The following is a 20901-nucleotide window of genomic DNA, read 5'->3' on the forward strand; positions in this document are numbered from 1 at the left end:
GGACGTGGCGAATATTCGTCAATGGCCCGCCGGATTATCCCAGCAATGGGCACTGCGGCGGCAGGCGGCAATAAATGGCGGCGGGAACCACTTCAATCAGGAACCGTTTGGCGTTAAACGGTTCGCCATCCAGATTAAAGGTCATTTCATTCGGCGCGGTAATCTCTAACCAGGGCAGGGCGGCTGAAATCATATTCGGGTTTTGAGTGCCGGTAAACCATGCTTGTAACATATTGGGCAGCAGCTCTTGCGCAGACAGAATGCTGAGCGCCAACTGACCGTCATTCACTAGCGCATCCGGGCAAAGCTGCTGACCGCCGCCGGCCTGGCGGCCGTTGCCAATCGCCACAACCCAGGTATCGCCCGACCAGTTAAAATCCGGGCCGCGGATTTCACAACGTTCGGATTGCAGCATATCCATACGCAGCAGCGCGTTTAACACATAGGATGCGCCGCCCAGCGCCGCTTTCATTTTGGCCGGCGTTTCTGTGGTAATACGGGTGGCGAATCCGCCCGTCGCCATGTTGATGAAGTAGTGCTCATTATTCACTTTGGCTAAATCAATGGCGGTTGCTCGGCCCTTGATCGCCAGCGTCAGCGCGTTATGCGGGTCGATGGGAATTTGACAACCGGTGGCGAAGTCATTGGCGGTTCCCAACGGAATGATCCCCATACAGGGACGAACCGCTTCGGGCTGTTCCGCCAGTGCGCCGGCAACCTCATTGATCGTACCATCGCCTCCGGCGGCGATGACGTTATCGACTTTCAGTCGTACCGCTTCTTTCACGTAACGACGCGCATCTCCCGATTCCCAGGTCACTCTGACATGCAGTGTATTTCCATCCTTGCGCCACTCGTCAATAGCCTGACGGAGCTGATCATTATCGGTGTTTTTTCCATTAAGAATGAGCAGCGTGGCAGGGGATTGCTCCATGTGGTTCTCCCAATTCGGTGTGTCAAATTAAATAAGTTCTAATCGCAAACCCTCGACGGCGGGCGAGAGATAGCTGATGTTATCAGTGAGCCGTTAAGCGCCATGCGGCAATTGCATTCTAATAATAGTCAGTTAATACAATTAGTCAGTAAAAACAAGGGCTGAAACCAGAAGATTCGGTGAGTGGCCGCGGCTGGAGAATGATAAGGATGATGAAAGGGGAATGATGAGTGACGTGATAAAAAAGAAAAAGCCAGCTCAAGGGAGATTGAGCTGGCCAAGGAGGTGGTTCCTAGTAGTATCACTACGCTTATTTTTCGTTCTACATTTTCTCAGCGGCCTAATAGTAACTATTGGGGTGAGTAATTGATGTGATCTGATTCTAATTTTTGTTTAAAGTCCCAATCTTTGTGTTTGTATCCTGTTTTTTCCAGTTGCAGACGCCGGTTTTGCAACTGGAAACCAAGGGCGGCCAGCGTTATTTCGCGTTTGGGTTGCGGGTGGTCGTGGCGCCCGGCAGATTGCGCAATAACAGCGCATATTCCAGCGCGATTTCTTCGGGTACTGGCAGATAGACGATATGTCCGTTGCCCGGCGCGACATCCGTCGCCTGGCCTTTGGCATTTTGCATCGCTTCAATGGTGAATTGAACATTGCCTTTGGGCGTCATCATTTCTACGCTGTCGCCGCAGGAGAATTTGTTTTTCACCGCGACTTCCGCCAGTCCGTCACGCCGTACGCCGGTGAATTCGCCAACGAACTGCTGCCGATCGGAAACGGAATAACCGTACTCGTAGTTCTGGTAATCCTCGTGCACATGGCGGCGCAGGAATCCTTCGGTATAACCGCGGTGAGCCAGCCCTTCCAGCGTTTCCAGCAGGCTTGGATCAAAGGGTTTCCCGGCGGCGGCATCGTCAATGGCGCGGCGATAGACCTGCGCGGTGCGGGCGCAGTAGTAGAACGATTTGGTGCGGCCTTCAATCTTCAGCGAATGAATCTGCATCTGCGTCAGGCGTTCCACGTGCTGAATGGCGCGCAGATCGCGCGAGTTCATAATGTAGGTGCCGTGTTCGTCTTCGAAGGCGCTCATGTATTCGCCGGGGCGTTGATTTTCTTCCAGCATAAAGACTTTATCGGTCGGTGCGCCGATACCCAGCGCCGGCTCAATATTTTTCACCGCAATGGGTTCATGCTGATGGACGATATTGCCGACTTCGTCTTCTTTCCCCTCCTGCACGTTGTATTCCCAGCGGCAGGCGTTGGTGCAGGTTCCCTGATTGGGGTCGCGTTTGTTGATGTAGCCGGACAACAGGCAGCGGCCGGAATAGGCCATGCACAACGCGCCGTGTACAAAGATCTCCAGCTCCATGTCCGGCACTTTGCTACGGATTTCCGCGATCTCTTCCAGCGACAGCTCGCGGGAGAGAATCACGCGGCTCAGCCCCATCTGCTGCCAGAATTTCACCGTCGCCCAGTTAACAGCGTTAGCCTGAACGGAAAGGTGGATCGGTATCTGCGGGAAGTTTTCCCGTACCAGCATGATCAGCCCCGGATCGGACATAATCAGCGCATCCGGCCCCATTTCAACCACCGGTTGCAGATCGCGCAGGAAGGTTTTCAACTTGGCGTTATGCGGCGCGATATTAACCACCACGTAGAATTTTTTACCCAGTTCATGCGCTTCATTGATGGCCTGCGCCAGCGTCTGATGGTTGAATTCGTTGTTGCGTACCCGCAAGCTGTAGCGAGGCTGGCCGGCATAAATGGCATCAGCGCCATAGGCAAAGGCGTAACGCATATTTTTCAGCGTTCCGGCCGGAGAAAGCAGTTCCGGTTTAAACATGATGTCTCTCGATTCTGATTACAAGTCAGGCTGCCCCCGATGGGAGCAGTAAAGGCGGGGATTCTAGCGCTTATAAATGAAAAAAGCAGCAGACGGCCCACAAAAAGTAGGCCTATTGATTTGGCGATGCGGACTAATCAGCGTTTGGCCGCCACCCGCGAAGCGCCAAGCCGTTTGCGATCGTGCGGACGTTCAAAATCCACCAGCGGACCTAATGGCACGATGCCGGTAGGGTTCAGCCACCGGATGTCATAGTAACCGGCCTTGATATGCCCGATATTGACGGTCTCTTTCACGCCGGGCCATTGATACAGTTCGCGCAGGTAGTTCGACAGATTAGGATAATCTTCGATACGGCGGAGATTGCACTTGAACGCGCCATGATAGGCGACGTCAAAACGCACCAGCGTCACGAACAGACGCCAGTCGGCTTCGGTCAGCGTATCGCCGGCGATGTAACGGCGCGTTGCCAGATGCGCTTCTACCTTATCCAGCGTCGAAAACAGGACGGTCACCGCCTGGTTATAGCTCTCCTGCGTTTTGGCGAAACCGGTTTTATAGACGCCGTTGTTGATGCCGTGGTAAATGGTTTCGTTCCAGCGGTCGATCTCGCCGCGTAGCGTGGGCGGATAGAAATCGAGGTTGTTGTCGGTCAGTCGGTCAAAGTCATCGTTCAGGATACGGATAATATCCGCCGATTCATTGTTGACGATGCGTCCTTCCTGACGGTCCCATAAAACGGGCACCGACACTTTCCCGGTGTAGTGGGGATCGGTTGCGGTATACAACTGATGAAGGAAACGGATAGGGCCAAGCTGTTCGCCCGCATCCTGCGGCTTACTGAATTCCCAGCCGTTATCTCTGATGCAAGGCTCCGCGATGGAAAGCGTAATGACGTTTTCCAGCCCTTTCAGCTTACGGAAGATTAAGGCGCGAGAGGCCCATGGACAGAGGTAAGAGACAAAAAGCTGATAACGTCCGGGCTGTGCAACAATTTCACTCTGACGGAATGTTGTCTCCTGCCGATGAAATGCGCCGTTTTTAATTTCTTCCGCCGCGACGTCGCCGCTAACCCATTTTCCATCCACTAAACCTGCCATTACGCCTCTCTGTTAAATCTGATAATTATTGCCATGCGATAAAGCCTATCAGCCTGAGATAAAGAAAAAATGATAAATTTTTCACTGAGTCAGACAGATTTTTTGACGAGTGGCGAAGACATGGAATATCGCCGGTTACGGGTTATTGACGCGTCGTCTTATCCGCGTTCTGCCGCCAGCAGTCCGTACAGCGCGGAGTCGGATGTTTTTCCATCAACAATCCAGCGTTCCCTTAACAGGCCTTCCTGAACGAAGGACTGGCGAGCCAATGTTTTGGCCGAGGCGATATTTCTGGCGTCGATTTCGGCCTCAAGCCGGTTCAATCCCAGCGTTCCAAAGGCGAAATCAATCAGGCCGGACAGCGCCTCGGCCATATAGCCTTTTCCCTGCGCGTCGGCTGCCAGGCAGTAACCGATTTCCGCCCGTCGGGATGCGGCATTAATATGGAAAAGGATACAGGTGCCGATGAGATGTCCGCCGTCTTTCATCTCTAACCCCAGCTTCATGTATTCGCCGGCGGACAGCGCCTGCCGATAGTTATCAATGGCCTCGAAAGCCTGTTCGATATGTCGCCACGGGAGCTGATTCCAAAATTTCATCACGACCGGATCGGACATAAGGGCGAAAAAAGCCGGTACGTCATCACGGCGCAGCGGGCGTAATAATAAACGCGGAGTCTCAAGCGTGGTTGTTGCGGAAAATGACGCCATAACCGTTATCCCATTAATCGTAAATTATCTTTTTTAGCACAGTTGGCGCGGCCATGAAACGGTAAGGGCAATGACCTGTCTCTCCTGGTTATTCAACGGCCGTTCGCAATACTCGCAACTGAGATATAAGATCGCATCGTTACCGTCTGACTCGCTACTGTATCCGGAATGGGCGGCTATTTCCTCTAATAGCGCTTTTGTCACTGGCGCGGCGTGAAAGTGGCAGTTGAATCCGTGGGAAAAGCCTAACTTGTAGAAAACGACCTTGATTGGCTGACAGAATGTAGTCAGGAGTTGCTCTGTCATTTTCAGCACTGTTCCCATTTCTGATAATGCTGATGGACTTAACTCGCTTAATTCTGTTACCGCTTCTTTTGCCGGGACGATCAGATAACCTGGATAGCGGGCATCCCACCGATGGCTGACCTGCCAACAGTCGGTGCTGAAAATAATATCTCTGAACGTGCGTTCGTCCGGGGCCGGAGGTTATCCCTCTCATAAAATAGGCGCAGCCCATTCGAAACTATTTTATAAATGTGCTGCTCGTATGATTTATTGAACCTCTCCCCCTGATATCTGAATAATGAGGTCGGAGGCGTAAAATTTTTTACCGAGTAAAGTCTCCAGCGACTTTGCTTGCTCTATATTTACATTAAAGCCGGCAATGCCATTTAAAAAGGCTCTTTCAGCATCTGAACTCCACCCCATGATCTTTGAAACCTCATGCACTTTTTCTTTTGGAATTTCTATTTCAGATTTTAACATTTCTGTATGCTTGTCGAATAATTCAACGGAATATATTATCATTTTTCCACCTTTCTGCTGGGATCTGCCGGCTTGGTTTGTTTACCTGTTGTGGGGTCAAATTCACCGATATGTCTGCGGCCTGAACGATCATAAATTTCGACGGTGCCATGTTGAGAATCCCATTCGTAAATTCTCCCTTCAGAATCCTTCCATCTTGCCCTGAGCTGTCCACTGCTACCTTGAATAGGTGTTTTTCGAGGTGCCCTTTTTGCATCAGGAAATGCGGGTAATGGTGTATGCCCTTTCGGAGAAACATGATATTTATGGTCATTATTCAGATAAATATAAATCGGATCAAAAATCCCGTCGGGATGAACCAGAATATAGTCTCTGAACGTGCGTTCGTCCGAGGTCGGCGTTTCCGTTGAGGTTATCCCCTGAATCTCGTCTTCCGGGTGAACCAGTATATTCGAAGGGATATAAACGTCGTCCTGATTACCCGTATGGGGCGGAGCGGTGAATACGGGATTATCCGGCGTCCATACCAATGTCGGTGAATCGGTGCCGTCCTCGTAAAATTCGTAATTTTCGGTTGCCGCATTCTTATGCAACATTCTGACCGGAACCTTACCCAGTCCGCCCTCGGCGCCGACATGATAGCCCTTCGGAGTAAGGACGCCATATTTGTCCGGTTCCCATCGGAATCTGACGCGCGTTTCCGCATCGCCTTGCGTTTTGGCCGCTTGCTCCAGCCGCATCCGATCGATGAAATCCTGCTCGCCGCTGTTAAGTTTGGGTGAGTAAAACATACCGAAGACGAACAGTGTACCCGGATGAGGTGCCAACCATCGCCCGGCGGTTTTCAGGCCGCCGCCCAGGTATTCCAGCGCGGTAAGCAAAGTCTCGCCCGCCGTACCGGCAGTTGCTGTGATGCCGGCGGTGGCCGCAAGGCTTGTCGCTCCCATCGCCGCTGCTGGAGCATACCCAAGCGAAAGAGCGCGTTTATCTTCCTGTTGCGTCGTCTCCGTCACCGGGTTTTTTTGGCGCTTTGCCGACTGTGCGTGCTGAACAGGTTCGGACTCCGGGTGTTGAGCGGCGGGAGATGCTTTCCAGTAACTTACATAGCCAAAATTACGATGAGATTCCGGTTCTATTCCCGCATCCGTGCATCCATTCTCCTTAAGACAGGATTTAGCGTAAACTGGAACAGGACGCATTGGTGTCGTCAGGTTGGAGGACGTGGCGGAAGGTGGAGCGGAAACGGCTGGCGATGATGAAAGCGTTGACCGGGAGGATGACTGGACGTACTGGCGCGTCGAGCCGAAGACAACATGCTGTGGGCAACGGCATGCCACTCTGTCCCCCGTCGCCACAAAAAGTTGATTCTCTCCCCAGCCTTCGGCGGTGCCGATGAGCGGGAACATCCCTTTACATTTATTACACCACGCTTTATCACCGGAAAGCGCAATAGCTTTACTGCCTTCGAACCATGATGAGGTAGCGGAAACAATATAGCCGTAGGTGGTTTTATCCCCGAAACAGGCTAGAGCGCGACTCATAGAAAATCCTTTTTATCCACGATAAGCGCAATGGATGCTACCTTTTTTATCAATACTTTTCTATCCGCGAACTGGGCGTTTTTTATCAAAAAAACGCTTTCCAATCGTTATTCAGAACACATCGGCCAGTTCGATGCACTTCTTCAGTGACTGATTTCAGCATTTCATAACGACCGGAGCGGACACAAACGCGCAAAAAACCAACGAAAGTCTACACCAGTTCGCAGGGGGCGGCTTCCCAGCGATATCCCATACCGTAAACCGTACGGATAAAAGAGGTTTCCCCGTCAAGCAGCTCCAGCTTGCGGCGCAGGTTTTTGATATGGCTGTCGATGGTGCGATCGGTGACGACGCGATAGTCGTCATAAAGTTTATCCAGCAGCTCTTCCCGGGAAAAGACTTTGCCCGGTTCGGTGGACAACGTTTTGAGCAGGCGGAGTTCCGCGGGCGTCAGGTCAAGATTCTGCCCCAGATAGCTGGCCTGAAAGCTGCTTTTATCAATCAGCAGGGGGGATTTATCCGCCGGCTTTTGAGCCTCCGCCTGCCAGCCGCAACGGCGCAGCAGGGTTCTTACCCGCACCACCACTTCGCGCGGGCTGAATGGTTTACAGATATAATCATCCGCGCCGATTTCCAGCCCCAACAGGCGATCGATTTCTTCGCTGCGGGCGGTGACCATAATAATGGGAACGTTGGAAAACTGGCGGATCGTGCGGCACAGCGTCAGACCGTCGACGCCCGGCAGCATCAGATCCAGCAGGATCAGCGCCGGCGGATTTTGCTTAACCCAGTGAAGCACTTCGTTGCCGTTGTTTATCCAGTGGGTCTGAAAATCCGCGGCCTGTAGGTAATCAATCAACAACTGTCCCAGTTTGGGTTCGTCTTCAACGATCAGTACCGGTAACGGGTTAGCGGAAAAAGATTCTGTCATCATTATTTCAGTTCTGTCATGGAAGGTTTCTATCTGGCGAATAATATAAGGGAAGCTCGACGGTAATCAGCAGACCACCCCATGGAGAGTGCTCAGCATACAGTCGTCCGCCGTGCGCCTCAACGATATTGTTACAGATAGCCAGCCCTAATCCTGAACCGCCGCTGGCGCGGTTACGCGAGTTTTCCGCCCGGTAAAAACGCTCGAATATCAGCGTAAGCTGCTCATCGGTCACGCCCGGAGCGCTGTCCTGCCAGGTAATCACCAGCAGTTTCTGACGGGGAACGGCGCGTATTTCCAGTCTACCTTGTTCGTCCGTGTAACGCAGGCTGTTTTCCAGCAGGTTGTTAAACAACTGGATTAAACGATCCGGATCGCCAAAGGTAGCGGCCTGCGCAGGGCAATCTACCGTCAGCGCAATGTGTTTTTTCTGGAAACGCTCATTAAAGGCGGCGATGGCGATGTGCAGCAGTTGTACGACATCCACGGCGCTTTTGCGATAGGTCAGCGTTCCCCGGTCGGATAGAGAGAGTTGGTGGAGGTCATCCACCAGCTTGGTCAAGGTCGTCACTTCCGCCTGTAACGAAAGCAACGAGCCGGCATTGGGTTGGCGGACGCCGTCCTGTAGCGCTTCCAGCTCACCGCGCAATACCGCCAGCGGCGTGCGCAGCTCATGGGAAATATCCGCCATAAACGCGCGGCGCGACTGCTCATTTTTTTCCAATGCGCTGGCGAGCTGGTTAAAATCCTGCGCCAGTCGTCCCAATTCATCGCGCGTGGTTGCGGTGACGCGGGCGCTGAAATCGCCCGCCGCCAGATGGTGTATGCCATTAACCAGCCGTTTAACCGGCGCCAGCAGGCCGCGGGCGGTCAGCCAGGTGGCGAGGATCGCCAGCAAGGCGGTCAGCGCCACGATAAGCCAGCTGGTTTGCTGCTGTTGCCGATCAAAATTGATATCGGCATTGCGCGTCAGGCGTTCGACGGGGGGCGCCACGACCCAGCCGACCGTCTGGCCCTGGACATCAATCTCCCGCCATATCCCTTCCGCCGGGGGCGACTGCGGGGGGCCGAACAGTATTTTTTTACCGGCATCCAGCACCCAGAGGCGAACGCGCCAGCCTTGTAGTGCGTTGTTGACGCCGTCTTCATTACTCTGCTCCAGCGAATGCAGTATCTTGGAGACGAAACGTTCGTTGCTGCGCAAAAATGACCAATCGCCGTGCTGTTGGTATTGTTCCGCCAGCGTATCGCGCAACTGCACCACCCGCTGTTCATTACCGCGTTTAATGTAGTCGATAAATCCGCGTTCAAAGCTGACGCGAACGCCCCAGTGCATGGTGACCAGCACCAGCATGCAGGTGGCGAAAATGGCGAGGAACAGCTTAGCGGTGATGCCGAATTTCATGGTAGCCTCATGACCGACGGGAAAGCGTCGATTGTTTAACGGTATCTGGCGGAACGCGACTAAAGATTAATGCGGGCAACGCAATAATGACCGCCATACTGAGATAGGCATAGAGGAACACGCTGTGGGTTTCGGCGTTTCCCATCGCCATATGTTGTTGGGAAAACATGCCCAATAATAGCCCCGCAATACTGACGCCCAGGCTCATGGACAACTGCATTGTCATTGACAGCAGGCTGTTGCCGCCGCTGGCGAGGGCATCGGGCAGATCTTTCAGCGTCAGCGTATTCATGGTGGAAAAACGGATGGCGTTCACCGAACCGAGGAAAAACAGCACCACGGGTATCAGCCAGATCCAGTTCATCATCGCCACCAGCGCAAATAGCAGGGTAACGAGCGCCAGCAGCAGCGTTGAGGTAATCAGCACCAGACGGTAGCCGAAACGGTTGACGATCTGCACCACTATCCGTTTGATCCCCATATTGCCCAGCACCATGGGAATCATCATTAGTCCGGCATGAAAAGGCGAGAACCCTATCCCTAACTGCAAGAATAGCGGCGTCATAAAGGGCAGCATGCCGTTGCCGATCCGCGCCAGAAACCCCCCGGTCAGCCCGATTGAAAAGGTTTGGGTATTGAACAGGTTCAAATTAAACAGCGCCCGGCTGTTATTGCGGGCATGCAGCCAGTAGCTCAGCAGGGCAATCAGCCCGACGGCGATCAGCGCAAAAATAACAATGGGCGGGATGCCGAGATTGCCGTGCCCGTCCAGCGCCAGCGTCAGGGTCGCCATGCCGATGGCGAGCCACAAAAAGCCGCGAATATCAAAACGCTGGGTTTGCATGGTGTAATTGGGCATCAGCAGCCAGGTGGCTATCGCGCCGGCAATGCCGACCGGCAGATTAATCAGGAAAATCCAGTGCCAACTGGCGTACTCGACCAGAAAGCCGCCAAGCGCCGGTCCCAGCAACGGGCCAATCTGCCCCGGCAGCGTCACGAATGTCATCGCGGCCATATACTGATCGCGCGGCACGATTTTCATCACCGTCAGACGTCCCACCGGCACCATCATGGCGCCGCCGATGCCCTGCACCACCCGGGAGAGCACCAGTTCATTCAGGGTTTCCGCGCGTGCGCATAGCAGCGAGCCAAGGGTGAACAGCAGAATAGCGGAGAAGAAAATGTTTTTGACGCCGATACGATCCGCCAGCCAGCCGCTGGCGGGCAGCATAATGGCAACCGTTAATACGTAGGACACAATCACGGAGTGCATATGCAGCGGGTTTTCGTTCAGGCTGACCGCCATTGAAGGCAGCGCGGTATTCACGATAGTGGTATCCAGCGTCTGCATAAAAAAGCCAAAGGCGACAATCCATAATTGCCAGCGAACGGAAGCGGGCTGAGTCAGCATTATTCAGGATGCTCCTGATTGGAGAGGGCTAACAGAAAAATATGGCGACTTTCACGCACGAAACTTTCCTCAGTGTGACATGTTTTCTTCATGATGGTTGACGACGCGGCATCCTTCACGATAGTGACACGCTTTTTTCCGGCGTCGGGCGCCGCCGCATATTCCGCAGCCTGTCGAAAAACAGATAAACCACTGGCGTGGTATACAGCGTAAGCATCTGACTCATCACCAGCCCGCCGACGATGGTGATCCCCAGCGGTTGACGCAGTTCCGCGCCGTCGCCGCTGGTCAGTACCAGCGGCAGCGCGCCAAACAGCGCGGCCAACGTGGTCATCATAATCGGACGAAAACGCAGCAGGCTGGCCTGGAATATGGCGTCTCTGGCACTGAGCCCGCCGGTACGTTGCGCCACTAGCGCGAAGTCCACCATCATAATGGCATTCTTTTTGACAATGCCGATTAATAGCATAATACCAATTAGCGCGATCAGACTAAACGGCGCGCCGAACCACTCCAGCGCCAGCAAGGCGCCCACGCCGGCGGAGGGCAGGGTGGACAGAATGGTTAACGGATGCACATAGCTTTCGTACAGCACCCCCAGCACGATATATACCGTAATAATGGCGGCCAGAATCAGTATCACCTGTGACGATTGCGTCTGCTGGAAAGTCAGCGCCGTGCCTGAGAACTGGCCGCGTACCGCGGATGACACTCCCAGCGATGTCATGGTTCTTTCAATCGCCCTGGTGGCATCGGAAAGCGTTGAGCCTTCCGGCAGGTTAAAGGAGATGGTCGATGCGGCCGACAGCCCCTGATGATTGACCGACAGCGGCGCATTGATCGGCCGCCAACTGGCAAAGTAGGACAGCGGAATCGGTTTCCCTTCGCTGTTAATGACAAACATTTTGTCCAGCGAACTGACATCCTGCGTATAAGCCGAATCCACTTCCATCACCACTTTGTACTGGTTTAAGGGTTGATAGATCGTAGATATCTGGCGTTGACCAAAGGCATTGTTCAGTAAGGCATTGGCGGTCGACACGCTGATCCCAAGCTGGGCCATGGCGTCGCGATCGTAAGTCAGCGCCATTTCCGCGCCTTTATCCTGTTGATCGGAATTAATGTCCGCCAATTCGGGTAACTTGCTCAGCGCCTGACGAATTTTCGGCTCCCAGATGCGCAGCTCGCTGAGATCGTCTGACAGCAAGGTATATTGGTAACCGGCGCTGGATTCACGCCCACCGGTGCGTACGTCTTGCTCGGCCATAAAAAACAGGTTCGCCCCCGGCTCTTTCGCCAGTTTGGCGCGCAAGCGGCCGATGACCTGCTGGGCGCTGACGTCGCGTTCAGACAGCGGTTTGAGTGAAACAAACATGGATCCGCTATTGGTGCGCGAACCGCCGGTAAAGCCGGTGACGTTATCCACCGCCGGATCGCTGCGCACGATGGTCATGAAGTCCTGGAGCTTCTGCTTCATGGCCTGAAACGAAATGCTCTGGTCGGCTTGAATAAAGCCCATCAGCCTGCCGGTATCCTGCTCCGGGAAAAACGTTTTCGGGATGCTGATATACAGCCAGACATTGAGGACCATCGTACCCAGCAACAGCACCAGCACCCAGCGCGCATGATTGAGTACCCAGTTAAGCGAGCGGCCGTAGGATTGCTGTAAGGCGACCAATACGCGGCCGAAGCCGCGTTTGCGCTTCAGGCTGCGTTTGGGCGCCGCGCGTAGCAGTTTGGCGCACATCATGGGCGTCAGCGTCAGCGAAACCAGCAGTGAAATCATAATGGCGACCGACAGCGTGACGGCGAATTCACGAAACATCCTGCCCGGCAGCCCTTCCATCAGCAGCAGCGGGATAAACACCGCCACCAACGAGAGACTCATCGATAGCACGGTGAATCCGACCTCGCGCACCCCCTGTAGCGAAGCCTGCAACGGCTTCATTCCCGCTTCAATATGGCGTGAAATATTTTCCAGCACCACGATGGCGTCATCCACTACAAAACCGGTGGCGATGGTCAGCGCCATTAACGACAGATTATTCAAACTGAAGCCGCACAGATACATGGCGGCAAAGGTGCCGATCAGCGAGACCGGCACCGCGACGGCGGGGATCAGCGTGGCGCGTCCTGAACGCAGGAACAGAAAAACCACCAGAATGACCAGCGCGACGGCAATCACCAGCGACTGTTCCACCTCGTGCAGCGAAGCGCGGATCGTCGGCGAACGATCCTGCGCGATAGTAAGTTCAATCCCGGCGGGCAGGCTGGCGTGCAGTTCGGGCAATGCCGCGCGGATGCTGTCCACGGTGGTGATGATATTGGCATCGGGCGCGCGGCGGATGATGAGCAGAATCGCCGGTTGGGCGTTTGTCATCCCGGCATTGCGCGAGTTCTGTACGTCGTCTGTTACCGTGGCGACATCGCTCAGCCGCACGACCGAGCCATTGTTATAGTGAACGATCAGCGGTTCATAGGCGGCGGCCGTTTTCAGTTCGTCATTGGTTTGTATCTGCCAGCGCTGCTGCGGGTTTTCAATGTCGCCTAATGGCTGACGAACGTTCCCCTGGCTGATGGCCTGGCGGACGTCATCCAGCGAAACGCCCTGATTAAACAGCGCTTGCGGATTGAGCGCCACGCGCACGGCAGGCAGCGAGCTTCCGCCGATGGAAACATCGCCCACGCCCTCCATTTGGGAAATTCTCTGCGCCAGCCGGGTGGAGGCGTAGTCATACAGTTGCCCTTGACTGTAGGTATCCGACGTCAGCGTCAGGATCATAATCGGCGCATCGGACGGGTTGGCTTTCCGGTAGGTAGGTCGGCTAGCCATACCGGACGGCAGCAGGTTCTGCGCCGCATTAATGGCGGATTGCACATCGCGCGCCGCGCCGTTGATATCCCGGTCGAGATTGAACACCAGGGTGATGCGCGTACTGCCCAGCGAACTGGTGGAAGTCATTTCGCTGACGCCGGCGATCCTGCCCAATGCCCGTTCCAGCGGCGTCGCGACCGAGGATGCCATGGTTTCCGGCGACGCGCCGGACAGCGAGGCGCTGACCGAAATTACCGGGAAATTCACCTGCGGCAGAGGCGACACCGGCAGCATGCGAAAGCCAATCGCGCCGCAGATGGCAATCGCCAGCGTCAGCAGAATGGTGGCGACCGGCCGATGGATGAACAGGGCGAAGAATCTCACTCGATCTCTTCCTCCTGCCGGGGAGCCCGATGGAAATACAGCGACATCCGATCAAACAGCAGATAGATCACCGGGGTGGTAAACAGGGTCAATATCTGACTCATGATCAGGCCGCCAACCATGCAGATCCCCAGCGGCTGGCGCAATTCGGCGCCGACGCCGGTACTCAGCATCAGCGGCAGCGCGCTGAGCAAGGCGGCCATGGTGGTCATCAGGATCGGACGAAAACGCAACAGACAAGCCTGATAGATGGCGTCATACGGACGCATACCTTGTTCTCGTTCGGCGGCCAGCGCGAAGTCGATCATCATGATGGCGTTCTTTTTCACAATGCCGATCAGCAGAATGATGCCGATGATGGCAATCACATCCAGTTCTTTGCCCGCCATCATCAGCGCCAGCAAGGCGCCGACCCCCGCCGTCGGCAGCGTGGACAGGATGGTCACCGGGTGGATGAAACTTTCGTACAGCACGCCGAGAACGATGTACATAGCGACGATGGCGGCGACAATCAGCCACACCGTGCTGCTCAGCGAGGACTGAAAGGCCAGCGTACTGCCCTGAAAACGCGTGGTGATATCCGAAGGCAGGTTCATTTGCTGTTCCGCCTGCGTAATGGCTTCCACCGCGTCGCCCAGCGAATATCCGCTGTTCACATTGAAGGAAATGGTGGTGGAGGGAAACTGATCGAGGTGGTTGATGGATAACGGCCCCAGGCGTTCCTCAATGGCGGCAATACTGCTCAGGGGAATGGTTCCGCCGTCGCTGCTGATTAAACGAATATCGTGCAGAGCGTCCAGCCCGTTATTGCGGGCGGTATCGTGTTCGAGCACCACGCGGTACTGGCTGGCCTGGGTGTAGATCGTGGAGATCAGCCGCTGGCCGAAAGCGTTATACAGCGCGCTGTCTACATCGGACATGGTGATCCCCAGGCGGCTGGCGCTGTCACGATTGACGTTGACATAAGCGACGGCGGCCTGATCCTGCCAGTCGCTGCTGACGTCCGTCAACTGCGGTAGTTTCTGCAGATCGGCCATCAATTGCGGCACCCACAGGCTCAGTTCATCCAGCGACATGGCCTGTAGCGTGAACTGATACTGTGTCCGGCTGATTTGCGTATCAATGGTGAGATCCTGCACCGGTTGCAGATAAAGCTGTATGCCGGGGATCTGCGCGGTTTCCCGTTGCAGCCGGGTAATGACCGCGGCGATCCGTTCGCTGCGCTCGCTAAGCGGCTTGAGGTTGATTTGCAGGCGGCCGCTGTTGAGGGCGGCATTGGTGCCGTCAACGCCGACGAAAGAGGACACGCTCTGCACCGCCGGATCCTTCATGATGATGGACGCGACCTGCTGCTGACGTTCCGCCATGTTACTGAACGACACCGACTGCGGCGCTTGCACCGTACCCTGAATAATACTGTTGTCCTGTATCGGGAAGAACCCTTTGGGGATCCACAGATAGAGCAGAATGGTGAGCAACAGCGTTCCCAGCGCAACGCTCAACGTCAGCCAGGGGTGATTCAGCACCTTGCTCAGCCAGACGCCGTAAGCCTCAATCAGACGGGTGAAAAAACGCTCGCTGGCGCGGGTAAAGCGATTCTGCTTGCGCAGGGATTGGTGGCTAAGCAACCGGGCGCACATCATCGGCGTCAGCGTTAGCGAAACCACGGCGGAAATCAGGATGGCAACCGCCAGGGTAATGGCGAACTCCCGGAACAGCCGGCCGATAACATCGCCCATAAATAGCAGCGGGATCAGCACGGCTATCAGCGAAAAGGTCAACGAAATGATGGTGAAGCCGATTTCTCCGGCGCCTTTTAGCGCGGCATCGAGCGGTTTTTCTCCCTTCTCGATATAGCGGGAGATGTTTTCAATCACCACGATGGCGTCGTCTACCACAAACCCGGTGGCGATAGTGAGGGCCATCAGCGTCAGGTTGTTAATCGAGAAGCCGAGAAAATACATCGCGGCGAAGGTACCGACCAGCGACAGCGGGACGGCAATGCTGGGGATGATCGTGGCGACGGCGTTACGCAGAAACAGGTAAATCACCATCACCACCAGGGCAATCGCCAGCAGCAATTCAAACTGCACGTCTTTTACCGAGGCGCGAATACTGGTGGTGCGATCGGTCAACGTGGAGACTTCAACCGATTTGGGCAGGCTGGCGGTGAGTCCGGGCAACATCTGGCGGATGCTGTCCGTGGTGGTAATCACGTTGGCGCCCGGCTGGCGCTGAACGTTGATAATGATCGCCTGCTGACGATTGGCCCAGGCCGCCAGATAGGTATTTTCCGCCGCCTGTTCTATGGTGGCGACATCGCGCAGACGCACCGGGGCGTCATTGCGCCAGGCGACGATTAACTGACGATAATCCTCAATGGATTTCATCTGATCGTTGGCCGATAGGGTTACCGAGCGAGTCGGCCCGTCGAGACTGCCTTTGGCGGAGTTAACGTTGGCGGCGGTGATGGCGGTACGGATTTCTTCGCTGGTCAATCCGTAAGCCGCCAGCGCGGGAGCATTCAGCTTGACCCGAACCGCCGGACGTTGTCCGCCCGCCAGCGAAACCAGACCGACGCCCGACACCTGCGAGATTTTCTGGGCGATACGGTTATCCACCAGGTCTTGCAACTGCGTCATCGGCATGGCGTTGGACGTGACGGCCAGCGTCATAATCGGCGGATCGGCGGGGTTAACCTTGCTGTAGATCGGCGGGTTGGGCAGATCGCCGGGCAATAGATTGGTTGCGGCGTTGATGGCCGCCTGTACGTCCTGCTCGGCAATATCCAGCGAGAGTTCGAGCTGAAATTGCAATGTGATGACCGATGCGCCGCCGGAGCTTTGGGTCAACATCTGTTTCAGTCCGGAGATTTGCCCGAACTGGCGTTCCAGCGGCGCGGTAATGGCCGACGTCACCACTTCCGGGCTGGCGCCCGGATAGAGCGTGACCACCTGGATTGTCGGGTAGTCAACCTCCGGCAGCGCCGAAACCGGCAACGCGCGGTAGCCGATGATGCCGGCCAGCAGTATCGCGACCATTAACAGCGTGGTGGCGACCGGGCGCAGAATAAAAAGCCGCGAGGGTCCGCCGCCACTGGCGGGAACGGTATTCTGCATCAGGGTTTTTCCCCGCTGGTGGTCGGCGCGGTCGTCGTCGAAGCGGAGGGGATCACCTCGACCCTGGCGCCTTCGGTCAGGCGGTCGATGCCATCGGTGACGACCCGGACATCCTCGCTCAGACCGGCCGTAATCACGATTTGTTGACCATACTGAATACCGGTGGTCACCAGGCGCTTACTGACTTCGTTTCTGTCGTTCATTATCCAGACAAAATGGCCTTCATTACCCATCTGCACGGCCGCCGCCGGGGCGACAATCGCATTTTGCAGCGTATCCACTTTCATGCGGATGTTCACAAACTGGTTGGGGAATAACGCGTCGTCGTCATTCTCGAAACGGGCTTTCAGCTTGAGGGTGCCGGTGGTGGCGTCGATCTGGTTATCCATACTCAGCAGGCTGCCCTGCGACAGCTTGCGCTGATTGGTTCGATCCCATGCCTCAACTACCGGCGGCTGCCCTGATTGCTGTGCTTTCAGTACGGTGGCGATTTCCCCCTCCGGTACGGTAAACACCACGTCGATAGGGTGCGTCTGCGTGATAACCACAATGCCGGTCGTATCGCCGCTGGTGACGTAGTTACCCACATCCACCTGTTTCAACCCCACGCGTCCGCTGATGGGAGCGGTAATTTTACTGTAGGCCAGCTGTAGCTCGGCGCTGGCTACCGCCCCTTCATCGGCCTTGACCGTGCCTTCCGACTGGCGCACCAGCGACAGCTGCGCATCCAGCTCCTGTTGGGAGATCAAATTGGTTTTCACCAGCTTCTGATAACGGGCGAAATCCTGCCGGGCGTTGGCCAGCGTCGCCTGATCTTTCGCCAACTGACCCTGAGCCTGCGTCAGTTCCACCTGATACGGGCGGGGATCGATTTCGGCTAACAGATCGCCCGCGTTGACCTGTTGACCTTCCTGAAAATGCAACGCCATCAGTTCGCCGCTAACCCGGCTGCGAATGGTGACCGTGTTGGCGGCGGTAACGGTGCCCAGCCCGGAAAGATAGTAGGGCACTGCCGCCGATTGCGTCCGCGCGGCCTGAACAGGCGGCTGCGCGCTCATTGCCGCCCGGCGGCCGCTGCCGCCCTGGCGTGACGATTGACTCGCCTGATTATTGGTCTGACCGGCTGTGGAGGGGGATTGAGTAAAATGACGCCAAAGCAACACAGCGGCAATAACGGCAACAACGACAACAATGAATATCAACAGAGGTGAGAGGCGTTTGGCATTCATAATAATGGGATAATCTCTCCAGAGTGCTCAGGCGCGGAGCCGGTCCATGGAACAATTTTTTATCATACAAGTTTAAACAGAATATATCGGACAAAAATGAAGGAAATGTGGAATATATGTCAGGGTTTGTCGGCTTGAACGGCGGTTGCCGACCCAGTTTTCGCGCAGGGGAGATAATGAAATATACCCAATAAATTTCAAGATGCGGGAAGGCGGTTAACGCACCTGCGACTTGAAAGATGAAGAGTATAGAAATGCCGCCTTGTTCCGGCAGGGTAGATAGCAAGGCGGCATTGGCAATGCGTTATCCCCGGCGTCTTTTACGTCACGGTCGGGGCGTTGAGCCGGTGAAGCTAGCCGCGCAGCAGATGCGCGGCGATTTTGACGACCAGCTTGCGCAGCGGGGCAGGCTGCGTCAGCGTCGCCATCGGCCGGTGCAGTTCGCCGGGAAACAACAAGGCAAAATCGCCGGGCGACAACGCCAGCAGCGTCTCATTGCCGATGCTCTGATAGAAGCCATAGTCCCGTTCGGTATCAAATTCCATGCTGGGGCGCTGGCCCTGCGTGCCGGGCGCCGCGCCGATGTATTCACGGCCCTCAATCAGAAAATGGAGATCGATATAGTAGCGGTGCAGTTCCGGCTGCTGTTCGTGCAGCGGTTTGCTCTGGCCGATAATATGATTCAGGTAGATTTCACGGCCTTCTATATCCTGCTCTCCGGCGGGAAGGGTGGCGAGATCCAGTTTACTAATCGCCACCAGCGTCCGACGGATGGCGTCGGGATAGCATGGGTTATCCAGCGCATTTTTAAGTTCGTCAACGATCATAATCAATCCTGTTGTTAATTGTTTATCCGGGTATCGGCGGCCACTCTTTCCCGCGCGGATATTTTCATGCGCACTGCGGCGTGGCGGCTTCCCACGACAGTGCGTCGACGCAGCGGTCAACCACGCCGTCGAATGAGGCGTCGATATCGATCGGTATCACGTCGGTTTCCTGCTTATCGGGCGGCTCCAGCGTGGCAAACTGGCTGGTCAGCAGGCTTTCCGGCATGAAGTGACCGGCGCGCTGTTTCATCCGTTGTAATACCAGGTCATAGTCGCCGTTCAGCCACAGAAAGGTCATGTTGTCATTCCCTTCTCTCAGCCGATCGCGGTAACGCTTTTTCAGTGCGGAACAGACCAGAAAACCGGTTTCGTGTTTTTGTTGCAGGCTATAGGCCACGTCGCTCAGGCGTTCAAGCCAGGGCAGACGATCGTCGTCATTTAATGGCTGGCCGGAGGCCATTTTTTGAATGTTGGCCCGCGGGTGCAGGTCATCCCCATCAATGAATTTGGCATTGAGACGGTTGGCTAACGCTAAGCCGATACTGGATTTTCCCGTACCGGACACCCCCATGATAATAATGCATCTACCGGACATAATATCCTCTTTCAGAGTCAGTGAACGGCGGCCATCACACTGCGACCAGCATGCCGCCATCGACGAACAGCAAGTGCCCGTTGACAAAATCCGATGCTTTGGAAGAAAGGTAAACCGCGGCGCCGATAAGCTCTTCCGGATCGCCCCAGCGTGCGGCGGGCGTACGTTTGCACAACCAATCGGTAAACGCTTTGTCATCCACCAGCGCTTTGGTCATGTCGGTTTTGAAATAGCCGGGAGCAATGCCGTTAACCTGAATGTTGTAACGGGCCAGCTCCACGCACATGCCGCGGGTCAGCATTTTTACCGCCCCTTTGGACGCGGCGTAAGGGGTGATGGTGTCACGGCCTAATTCACTTTGCATGGAGCAGATATTGATGATTTTGCCACGCTGGCGTTTGACCATATAACGGGAGACGGCCTGAGAAACCAGAAAGACCGATTTCTGGTTAACGTTAATCACATCATCCCACTCCTTTTCCGGAAACTCGGTAAAAGGATGGCGGCGTTGGATCCCGGCATTATTAATCAGCACATCAATTGCGCCAATATTGTCTTCGATATACTGGATGGATTCCTGAACGGCATCGTGATCGGTCACGTTAAATGCCGCCGCATAGGCTTGATAACCGGCAGCACGTAATTGTCCAACGGCTTTTTCCGCACGTTCGGCCGTAATATCATTAATAATAATCTCCGCTCCGAATTCGGATAACCCCTTAGCCAGCAGAAAACCAATGCCTTGTGCGGAACCGGTAATAAGCACTTTCTTTTTTGACAGGGAAAACAGATCTTTCATAAATAATTCCTGATGGCTGGTTGAATAACTTTATGGAATGATGATTGATATTAATGTTGGTATTGAAAATAAATAAAACCCATCAGGCTTTACCAAACTGAAAAAAGAATGGCCTGGCGTTTATTTATTTCTCATGTGGCAATAAAAATATCATCGTAAATGACGTGGAATTATGAAACCGTTTTATGCCGGGTGAAACCGTGATGGAGATCACTTTAAATTATGTTACTGCAAGCTGTTACAGATTACGTGACCGTTATCCGTTCAATAGCGTGGAATATTGCCTATCGTAGTCAGGCGCAAAATGAGAATAAACGATTTATTCAAGCAATTTATTGATATATAAGTTTTTTTATTTTATCGGGCATGATGTTACCGCCAGCTGGGTTGCGCGTAACATTTTGGCGAATACGGGGAAAATGTTGCACAAAAAACCAGGATTTTTTACCTGCGAATAACCTATTTAAACAATCCGCATGAGGAAATGTCGGTA

At 54.7% G+C, this 20901-nt stretch carries 16 protein-coding genes; all 16 read right to left on the reverse strand.

Going from position 1 to position 20901, the window contains the following annotated elements; genetic code table 11:
• Positions 1-34: 34 nt before the first annotated feature.
• The 16 genes from yegS to idnO all read right to left on the reverse strand — a co-directional run bounded on the left by yegS (position 35) and on the right by idnO (position 20408).
• Complete coding sequence (yegS, locus tag ACN28R_RS02580; protein WP_048637967.1) at positions 35-934, reverse strand: lipid kinase YegS; 900 nt, start codon at positions 932-934, stop codon at positions 35-37.
• Between the two features lie 478 nt (positions 935-1412).
• Complete coding sequence (gene trhP, locus ACN28R_RS02585; protein ID WP_095833497.1) at positions 1413-2777, reverse strand: prephenate-dependent tRNA uridine(34) hydroxylase TrhP; 1365 nt, start codon at positions 2775-2777, stop codon at positions 1413-1415.
• A gap of 137 nt (positions 2778-2914) precedes the next feature.
• Positions 2915-3877: a glutathione S-transferase family protein gene (locus ACN28R_RS02590; protein ID WP_095833498.1), complete on the reverse strand. Its 963-nt coding sequence runs from the start codon at positions 3875-3877 to the stop codon at positions 2915-2917.
• Positions 3878-4035: 158 nt separating this feature from the next.
• On the reverse strand, positions 4036-4587 hold the full coding sequence (locus ACN28R_RS02595; protein WP_095833499.1) for a GNAT family N-acetyltransferase: 552 nt from the start codon (positions 4585-4587) through the stop codon (positions 4036-4038).
• Positions 4588-4620: 33 nt separating this feature from the next.
• Entirely contained in the window at positions 4621-4893 is a 273-nt protein-coding gene (locus ACN28R_RS02600) for a hypothetical protein (protein ID WP_220701767.1), read from the reverse strand.
• A 246-nt stretch (positions 4894-5139) separates the two neighbouring features.
• On the reverse strand, positions 5140-5394 hold the full coding sequence (locus tag ACN28R_RS02605) for a DUF7683 domain-containing protein (protein WP_048637971.1): 255 nt from the start codon (positions 5392-5394) through the stop codon (positions 5140-5142).
• The gene (locus ACN28R_RS02610) at positions 5391-6893 is read right to left on the reverse strand and encodes an S-type pyocin domain-containing protein (protein WP_095833501.1); all 1503 of its coding nucleotides are present in this window, start codon (positions 6891-6893) and stop codon (positions 5391-5393) included. Before ACN28R_RS02610 ends, ACN28R_RS02605 begins: the two co-directional genes overlap by 4 nt.
• Positions 6894-7104: 211 nt before the next feature.
• Positions 7105-7827, reverse strand: a complete 723-nt coding sequence (gene baeR, locus ACN28R_RS02615; RefSeq protein ID WP_048637973.1) for an envelope stress response regulator BaeR — start codon at positions 7825-7827, stop codon at positions 7105-7107.
• 13 nt (positions 7828-7840) lie between these two features.
• Positions 7841-9229, reverse strand: coding sequence for an envelope stress sensor histidine kinase BaeS (gene baeS / locus ACN28R_RS02620; RefSeq protein WP_095833502.1), 1389 nt, complete (start codon positions 9227-9229; stop codon positions 7841-7843).
• A 7-nt stretch (positions 9230-9236) separates the two neighbouring features.
• On the reverse strand, positions 9237-10640 hold the full coding sequence (gene mdtD / locus ACN28R_RS02625; protein WP_048637975.1) for an MFS transporter: 1404 nt from the start codon (positions 10638-10640) through the stop codon (positions 9237-9239).
• Positions 10641-10755: 115 nt separating this feature from the next.
• Positions 10756-13839 carry a multidrug efflux RND transporter permease subunit MdtC gene (gene mdtC / locus ACN28R_RS02630; protein WP_095833503.1) on the reverse strand — a complete coding sequence of 1028 codons (3084 nt, stop codon included), beginning with the start codon at positions 13837-13839 and terminating at the stop codon, positions 10756-10758.
• Positions 13836-16958 (reverse strand): MdtB/MuxB family multidrug efflux RND transporter permease subunit, encoded by a 3123-nt coding sequence (locus tag ACN28R_RS02635; protein ID WP_095833504.1) that lies wholly within the window; start codon positions 16956-16958, stop codon positions 13836-13838. The genes mdtC and ACN28R_RS02635 overlap by 4 nt, the downstream gene beginning before the upstream one ends.
• Positions 16958-18187, reverse strand: coding sequence for an MdtA/MuxA family multidrug efflux RND transporter periplasmic adaptor subunit (locus ACN28R_RS02640; protein WP_095833505.1), 1230 nt, complete (start codon positions 18185-18187; stop codon positions 16958-16960). The genes ACN28R_RS02635 and ACN28R_RS02640 overlap by 1 nt, the downstream gene beginning before the upstream one ends.
• Before the next feature lie 353 nt (positions 18188-18540).
• Positions 18541-19014: a NanQ anomerase/TabA/YiaL family protein gene (locus ACN28R_RS02645; RefSeq protein ID WP_095833506.1), complete on the reverse strand. Its 474-nt coding sequence runs from the start codon at positions 19012-19014 to the stop codon at positions 18541-18543.
• A gap of 64 nt (positions 19015-19078) precedes the next feature.
• The gene (locus ACN28R_RS02650; RefSeq protein WP_095835703.1) at positions 19079-19609 is read right to left on the reverse strand and encodes a gluconokinase; all 531 of its coding nucleotides are present in this window, start codon (positions 19607-19609) and stop codon (positions 19079-19081) included.
• Positions 19610-19643: 34 nt separating this feature from the next.
• Complete coding sequence (idnO, locus tag ACN28R_RS02655) at positions 19644-20408, reverse strand: gluconate 5-dehydrogenase (RefSeq protein ID WP_048637981.1); 765 nt, start codon at positions 20406-20408, stop codon at positions 19644-19646.
• Positions 20409-20901: the final 493 nt, after the last annotated feature.

This window comes from Brenneria goodwinii, from assembly GCF_002291445.1.
Lineage (GTDB): Bacteria > Pseudomonadota > Gammaproteobacteria > Enterobacterales > Enterobacteriaceae > Brenneria > Brenneria goodwinii.